Genomic DNA, 7,182 nt, shown 5'->3' on the forward strand with positions numbered 1-7,182 from the left:
AATCGCCCTTCCTCCTTTCTTTTGTATATGATAGAATAAGAATGTGGAGAAAACCGTTGAATCAAGGCACTCCAATCCCCGTTACTCGATGTAGGGAGTTGGTTGCAGGAAACGTTGCAACCGTAAAACATCGAGCGTACATCCGTCTGTTGTGCGTGGAAGTCAAGTACTGCCTACAGACATGCCGAGCCACTCGGTAGCGATATAGGCATGACCTATGTCGTTGGGTAGTCGTCAACCTGCCCCTGATGTAACCCCAAGTCAAGGAAGGAGGACGAAGTCCGTTCGCACTTCTGGGGAGTTGCAAGCCCCCGCTTCAAGCGTTAGCTAAGTGGGGTAGTTGACAAGCCTCCTCCTTTCTTTGTCATCAGTCTAAAAAATTTTACCCCATTCATGTTACTAATAACCATGATATTTGATATTATTAAGCACATCATTCGCTTTAGCAAGTACACACTTTCATGTAACATAGTGTAAAAAAGTATACTAAAAAGGAATATAAAGAATTAAGTGAGGAGAGTCATCAATGTATATACGTAAAAAATGGGCAGCAGACCATTTATAAAGATGCTGCCCGTTTTTTGATGACTATATGCCTCTACAAGATTTAGTGCTCCAATAAACACACATTCTTTCCGCAAACAAACATAACGATATTGAAATAAAGGAAGATGAGAAGGCCGTTTTCGAGCTTTTAAAGGAGAGAGCGTTTTTTATTTGGTGGACTCATTGATTTTTACTTGGCCCTTCACGACCGTCTCCATATAATTTTTACCCCACTCATACATAGCATCGAGAATCGGCATTAAACTTTTTCCATGTTCAGTCAGTGAATATTCTACTTTTGGGGGAACTACTGGATAGACTTTGCGTTCAACAATAAGGTCTGCTTCCAGTTCTCGCAGCTGGTTAACAAGCATTCGTTGGGTGATCCCCGGCATGAGAGCCTTTAGCTCGCCGAACCGCTTCGTCCCACCTTTTCCTAGATGCCATAAAATAAGCATTTTCCATTTACCGCCAATAACAGCAAGTGTCAATTCTTTTTCACAGTTATACATTTTGCCACAAACATGTCCCATTTATTCCACCTCCATCTCTATTATAAACCAATAGTATACTTTTTATCACTATATGATAACAATGCATGTATTTACAAAACATTTCATTTACACCTATAACATCTAGTATTAAGGCGAACAGTGCCTGGCACTGTTCGCCAAAAACTCAAATAAATTGATGCTACTTTAACACATTTTGGAGGGTAGAAATGTTAATATAAAAGTAGAGGGTGTTTGTAGGAGGGATGGAAATGTCGGGAGAAACGTCACATGTAAATGTATTGAGTGAAGAAGAATCGAACGAAATGATTGAAAGAGCGAAAGAATTTTTTAGGAAAGAAATCGCTTCTAGCCATATACGTAATACAAAAAAGTTGAAGAAATTAAAGGAGTTCCATTTGAACCCGTTTTTAGACAAGTATAAAGCGAGATTTTTAACAGGGAATGACGATCCTGTTAGCATTGCAAAGGCGTTGGTGTATCCAAGAGTATTGGGGACATCTATTAACACAACGTTTGGGAATAAACTCCAAAAATTTTGTAGTGAAGTACTGGGGAGCTTTGCTTCTACTACAGCAGGGATAGACATTGAATTTATTGATAAAGTAGATGGAAGAAGAAAATATTGTCAAGTAAAAGCAGGACCCAACACCATTAATAAAGACGATGTAGAAACGATAAAGAATCATTTTGCAGGTGTTAAAAGGCTTGCGAGGACGAATAATCTTCATATTGGCTTCACTGATTTAGTCGTTGGTGTTCTTTATGGTACACCTGATCAGTTAAGCGGTCATTATCAAAAAATTAATCAAGAATATCCTGTCATTGTTGGACAAGAGTTTTGGTACAGAATTACGGGGATTGAAAACTTTTATCAAAGATTAACAGATGCGATAGGGGAAGTTGCAACAGAATTTGACTCTTCAAAGCTAATCGAAGAGATTATTGAACAGCTCGCAAAAGAGATCGAGGAAACGTTGAACGCCGATAGCTAGAAATATAAAGCAAAGGGGAATGCCTAGGCATTCCCCTTTTTGTTAATTTCGTTCAAAACTTTTACGATAGATAAACCTACAGCTTTAGCCATATGAACGGGAACAGCGTTACCAATCTGTTTATAAGCATTGTTCATCGAGCAATCAAATATCCAATCGTCAGGGAAACTTTGTATTCTTGCATATTCTCTGACAGTAAAAGGCCTTGTTTCTTCTGGATGGCATCTTTCCGTTTGTTTTTGGGCAGGAGAACATGTTAATGTTAGGCATGGTTCGTCCCATGACAATCTTCGCGCCATCCCGGTTCTTCCGCCACCTGAGTAGTAACTTTTTCCCATGTACTGTTTGGCGATTTCTTCTGGGAGATCTCTCCAATAACCGCCAGGGGGAACAAGTTCAAGAACTTTTCTCTTTTCTTCAGGGTATTTAGCGCCCTCGGATGGAGGAACATCTTGCAAGACATCCCTTAATGTCAGCGTATATCCATACGGTTTAGGAAAACGATAAGAAACGCTATATTTTTCAACTAAATCTTTTCTTATCCCTATAATGAATATTCGTTCTCTTTTTTGTGCTACATCATAGTCTAAAGCATTCAATACTTTCCATTGAACGTTGTAGCCTATTTCTTCAAAAACGGAGAGCATGGTTGCTAATGTTTTTCCGTTGTCGTGGTTGACAAGCCCCTTTACATTTTCGGCTAAAAACATTTTTGGTTGCAGTTCTTGCAGAATTTTTGCGTAATAGTAAAATAGCGTTCCTCTTGCATCATTTAGCCCTAGTTTTTTCCCTGCATAGCTAAAAGCCTGGCAAGGATACCCTCCAGATAATAGATCGATATCGTTTGGACAGTTATTGATAAAGTTTTTTATTCCATGCTCAGCCACTTCAATAATATCTTTTTCGATTACGTTCCAATGAGGTCGATTTTTTCTTAATGTTTGGCAAGCATATTTATCAATTTCTACTAGCCCCAAGGAGTGAAAACCTGCCATTTCAAGCCCAAGGGCTAACCCCCCAGCACCTGCAAATAATTCAACAGCTGTGTACTGTTTATCAGCAACGATATCTCTCACTTCTACACTATGAGAGCCTTCATAGTGAAAAACATTAACGGTATTTTCTGTTTCAACATCAGCTTTTGTATCTATATCTCCTAAATCAAGCTCCAGTTGCTCGGAATAAATGATATCTTCAATTTCTACTCCAAGTGTATGGCAAAGTTTTAAGGCATTTGACTTGATAGGATTGAAATTAGGGGAAAGGAGCATAGATAATTGATTTTTACTAATTCCCATCTTTTCCGCAAGTTCTTTTTGTGTAGAAATTCCTGATTTCGTCATATACTTCCTAACTTTTTCTTTACTAATGCTATACAAATTTATACCCCCATAAAAGTTAAAATATTTTTTTAACTGTTATGTGGTTATTATATATAATTAGAAGGTGACCGTCAATTAATGGTGCCAGGCACTGTTCGCTTGTTGTATCGTGTTTCATCTTCAATTTTTCACTATCGAATTAAACGAACAAAATTGACGTCATGCATTCCCACACAGCACGATGAAAGAAAATAGGATATACTAATACATACAACCATCATTTGAACGTTTCATAAGGGAGGAAGCACGTTGGACGCGAACTGGAATTTTGACAATAGCTATGCCCGCTTGCCTGAGCGGTTTTTTACGAAAATATATCCGACGCCTGTCAGTGACCCAAAGCTTGTCGTGCTTAACCGTTCGCTGGCAGGGGAACTTGGGCTATGTGCGGAGGCGCTAGCGAGCGAGGATGGGGTGGCGGTGTTTGCGGGAAATCGTGTGCCGGACGGGGCGGAGCCTTTGGCGCAGGCGTATGCCGGACATCAGTTCGGATATTTTAATATGCTTGGCGACGGGCGAGCGATTTTACTTGGTGAACATGTGACGCCAGACGGAGAACGGTTCGATATTCAGCTGAAAGGGTCGGGACGGACGCCGTATTCGCGCGGGGGAGATGGACGTGCAGCGCTCGGACCGATGCTTCGTGAGTATATCATTAGCGAGGCGATGCATGCGCTTCGTATTCCAACGACGCGCAGTTTAGCGGTCGTGACGACAGGGGAAGTTGTGATGCGAGAGACGGAACTTCCGGGAGCGATTTTGACGCGCGTGGCTGCGAGCCATGTACGTGTCGGGACGTTTCAATATGCGGCGCGTTTTTTATCTAAAGAGGAATTGCAAGCGTTAGCCGACTATGCGATCAAGCGACATTATCCGAACGGGGAACATGCGTCCAACCGCTATGTTTTTTTACTTGAAGAAGTGATGAAAAAGCAGGCGGCACTTGTGGCGAAATGGCAATTGGCCGGGTTTATTCATGGGGTGATGAACACCGATAATATGACGATTAGCGGAGAGACGATTGATTACGGACCGTGTGCGTTTATGGACGTATACGATCTGAAGACGGTGTTTAGTTCGATTGATACTCAAGGGCGGTATGCGTACGGAAATCAGCCATATATCGCTGGATGGAACATCGCCCGTTTTGCAGAAAGTGTACTACCGCTTTTACATGACGAAGAGGAAAAAGCGATTGAGCTTGCGCAAAAAGTCATTGAACAATTTCCAGCATTGTATGAAACGTATTGGCTAGAAGGGATGCGGGCAAAACTCGGGCTTTTTACGAAAGAGGAGGAAGACAAAAAGCTTATTGGGGAGTTGCTTCATCTTATGTATACTTATCGGGTTGACTATACGAATACGTTTCGCTCATTAACGTTAGACGAGTGGAATTTTTGCGAACAACAGTTTCGTGATTGGTATGCACGTTGGCAGGAAAGAATCGCCCGTCAAGGCGTAACAAAAGATGAAATGTATGAACGAATGCGGCAAAACAACCCGGCGATCATTCCGCGCAACTATCGGGTCGAAGAAGCGCTGACGGCGGCGGTTGAACGCGGGGATTATACGGTCATGGAGCAGTTGCTTCATGCGTTGCAACATCCGTATGCATACACGAAAGAACAAGAACAATATGCTATACCTCCTGAGCCGTCTGATCGGCCGTATCGGACGTTTTGTGGGACGTAAATAAGGAAGAGCTTCATGATCATCAAGTATTTTCCGTTGAAGTAAAATAAGAAGGCGCCCACAGACGCCTTCTTTATTAATCTACTTTTAAAACGACGCGGCCGTTAATTTCCCCTTTTAACATGCGATCAAATACGTCGTTAATGTTTTCAAGCGGCTGTACTTCGACATTTAAGACGTACTATATAAATACAACTGGAAGGTTTGACTTATGGCTGACGAAAAATACTGATTACTCCATAAAAGACGAAAACGTTAAAGTTCCAAATTGCATCTATATAGCACTTCACCGTATGAAATCGTTGGTTTTTCTACTTCTTTAATTTTTAATGGTTCTTTAAATTGTTCCACAACTGCAGCTTTCATGATTATAATCCTCCTTCTAGGCAAAAAAGGACTTTTTGATCTGTACATATGTAGTGTAGCGTACATTTAACTAATATCGCAAATAAAATGTTCAAAAAAATGAAAAATATTTTTTGATAAAAAGTTAAAAACTTGGTTCGGGAGTTGACATCATATAAAGTTTCCGTTTTAGTCATATAGTGAAGAAATCATGTCCGCAGCTACATCGTTAGCTGAAATGGCCGAGAAATTAAGAAGTGAAGTGGCGAAGTTTAGAGTGTAGTATGAGTTATGAGGTTAGGAAAGAAGGTGTTCCGACATTCGGACACCTTCTTCGTCTCTTAAGATTTACTCTTTTTACTTTGGCGAATGCCAGCTGCTTCGGCGCGTGCTTGCGCCTCTAAATCTTCATGATCAGCAAATTCGGCAGAAAACTCGACATCATAACCGTCTGATTTCATTGTTTTCGGCACTTGTGGCATCGTCGCCTTGTTTTTATCGCGCGCCTTTTGACCGCGTGAACGTCCCATGTGAATTGCCTCCTCGTTATTTTTTCGCTACTAGCATGTGACGAATAGAGAAAAAAATGAATGGAGAATGTTGTTAATGGCGTGCGTGCTTGGCGGTGAATCCTCCAGCTTGATCGGCACGCTTAAAGTCGCGGGCATAGGTCACTTCTTGTGCTCTCGAGAGCGTACTTTTTGTTTTATCGCGTTTCTTTTTGTCAGACATATGTATCCCTCGCTTTTTTCAAATGTAGCGTTAACATTATGTAACATTATGAACAGAAAAATAAAAAATTATCCAAATAAAAAAACCTGTTCACATCGAACAGGTTACGCTTCTTTTAATTGTTGTTCATCATCGACTTTTTGCTGGCGCATCGCATATAACGTATAGTTATCCTTTGAAATTTCGTATAGGTTGTATATGTCTTCACCTTGATTAATTTCTTCCCATAACCGTTTTCTCGTTTCATTAGCAAGGGTGACGTAAGGAAGTTTTTCAGCAGCTTTTGTGGAGCGGACGTTGACTTTGCGAATGCGCATGAAGATCGTATTGATGGAACGCTCATAAAACAGTTCGTTAAAGAAGGCATCTTTAGCAAGTTGGTTATACCCTTTCCCATGATACGGTTTTCCGAGCCATGTGCCTAAAAAGCCAGCGCCATCTTCAATGTCAAATAAATTAATCGTTCCAATCGGATTGCCCCACTCATCTAAAATGGTGCGTGAGATCAGTTCCCCCCGTTCTTCCGCTTCAATTGTTTGCTTTGTGATGAACAAAAATTCTTCATATGAATATGCTTTATGGCGCACGAAAGGGAAGACGTCTGGGTGCACCATAAGCTCGTATAACGCTTGACAATCTTGCAGTTCGCGTTTTTTTAACATCGAATCTCCCTCCATTCACGAGGGCAGTCGACCGTAGGGAACGAGCCACCCTCGAAATTTTTTAATTTATGCAAATCAAAAAATTTCGGGGTGGGAATCGAACCCACTAGAACCAGCACATTGCTGGTGGCGCACCATTTGCCTTCCCTTACTATCGCATACATATATAGTTTTTTGTATATAACCTTTTATATCATACTTGAAATGATGTGAAAAATAAATACCTGAATCCGTGATGGTTGGAAATCAACTTTGATTTTGGTGTTAGTTCTATGGATATATGATCCATACATCCCTTTTTTTGATGATTCCCTGC

Annotated in this window: 7 protein-coding genes; 2 read left to right on the forward strand and 5 right to left on the reverse strand. The window is 40.9% G+C overall.

Annotation, left to right across the window (positions count from 1 at the left end):
- Positions 1–713 precede the first annotated feature (713 nt).
- On the reverse strand, positions 714–1,079 hold the full coding sequence (gene hxlR / locus BM213_RS13585; RefSeq protein WP_021095848.1) for a transcriptional activator HxlR: 366 nt from the start codon (positions 1,077–1,079) through the stop codon (positions 714–716).
- 230 nt (positions 1,080–1,309) lie between these two features.
- On the opposite strand from hxlR, the gene BM213_RS13590 reads away from it, so the two are divergent.
- Positions 1,310–2,053: a PmeII family type II restriction endonuclease gene (locus tag BM213_RS13590; RefSeq protein WP_021095850.1), complete on the forward strand. Its 744-nt coding sequence runs from the start codon at positions 1,310–1,312 to the stop codon at positions 2,051–2,053.
- A gap of 23 nt (positions 2,054–2,076) precedes the next feature.
- Here the strand turns inward: BM213_RS13590 and BM213_RS13595 are convergent, their stop codons facing one another.
- A complete protein-coding gene (locus tag BM213_RS13595; protein WP_244149303.1) occupies positions 2,077–3,432 on the reverse strand; it encodes a DNA cytosine methyltransferase in 1,356 nt (451 codons plus the stop codon).
- A 252-nt stretch (positions 3,433–3,684) separates the two neighbouring features.
- Here BM213_RS13595 and BM213_RS13600 point away from each other — a divergent pair, with 252 nt between their 5' ends.
- On the forward strand, positions 3,685–5,127 hold the full coding sequence (locus BM213_RS13600) for a protein adenylyltransferase SelO (protein WP_091705029.1): 1,443 nt from the start codon (positions 3,685–3,687) through the stop codon (positions 5,125–5,127).
- Between the two features lie 686 nt (positions 5,128–5,813).
- On the opposite strand, the gene BM213_RS13605 is transcribed toward BM213_RS13600, so the two are convergent.
- The 3 genes from BM213_RS13605 to BM213_RS13615 all read right to left on the reverse strand — a co-directional run bounded on the left by BM213_RS13605 (position 5,814) and on the right by BM213_RS13615 (position 6,866).
- Positions 5,814–6,002 (reverse strand): YfhD family protein, encoded by a 189-nt coding sequence (locus BM213_RS13605; RefSeq protein WP_091705031.1) that lies wholly within the window; start codon positions 6,000–6,002, stop codon positions 5,814–5,816.
- A 73-nt stretch (positions 6,003–6,075) separates the two neighbouring features.
- Positions 6,076–6,204 (reverse strand): YfhE family protein, encoded by a 129-nt coding sequence (locus BM213_RS13610; protein ID WP_077429964.1) that lies wholly within the window; start codon positions 6,202–6,204, stop codon positions 6,076–6,078.
- Positions 6,205–6,308: 104 nt separating this feature from the next.
- Positions 6,309–6,866: a GNAT family N-acetyltransferase gene (locus tag BM213_RS13615; RefSeq protein ID WP_091705034.1), complete on the reverse strand. Its 558-nt coding sequence runs from the start codon at positions 6,864–6,866 to the stop codon at positions 6,309–6,311.
- Positions 6,867–7,182: the final 316 nt, after the last annotated feature.

It is taken from the genome of Anoxybacillus pushchinoensis (assembly GCF_900111795.1).
Lineage (GTDB): Bacteria > Bacillota > Bacilli > Bacillales > Anoxybacillaceae > Anoxybacillus > Anoxybacillus pushchinoensis.

Coding starts and splice junctions, on each gene's coding strand:
- hxlR (WP_021095848.1), bottom strand. CDS start 1,079: ATGGGACATGTTTGTGGCAAAATGTATAACTGTGAAAAAGAATTGACA.
- BM213_RS13590 (WP_021095850.1), top strand. CDS start 1,310: ATGTCGGGAGAAACGTCACATGTAAATGTATTGAGTGAAGAAGAATCG.
- BM213_RS13605 (WP_091705031.1), bottom strand. CDS start 6,002: ATGGGACGTTCACGCGGTCAAAAGGCGCGCGATAAAAACAAGGCGACG.
- BM213_RS13610 (WP_077429964.1), bottom strand. CDS start 6,204: ATGTCTGACAAAAAGAAACGCGATAAAACAAAAAGTACGCTCTCGAGA.
- BM213_RS13615 (WP_091705034.1), bottom strand. CDS start 6,866: ATGTTAAAAAAACGCGAACTGCAAGATTGTCAAGCGTTATACGAGCTT.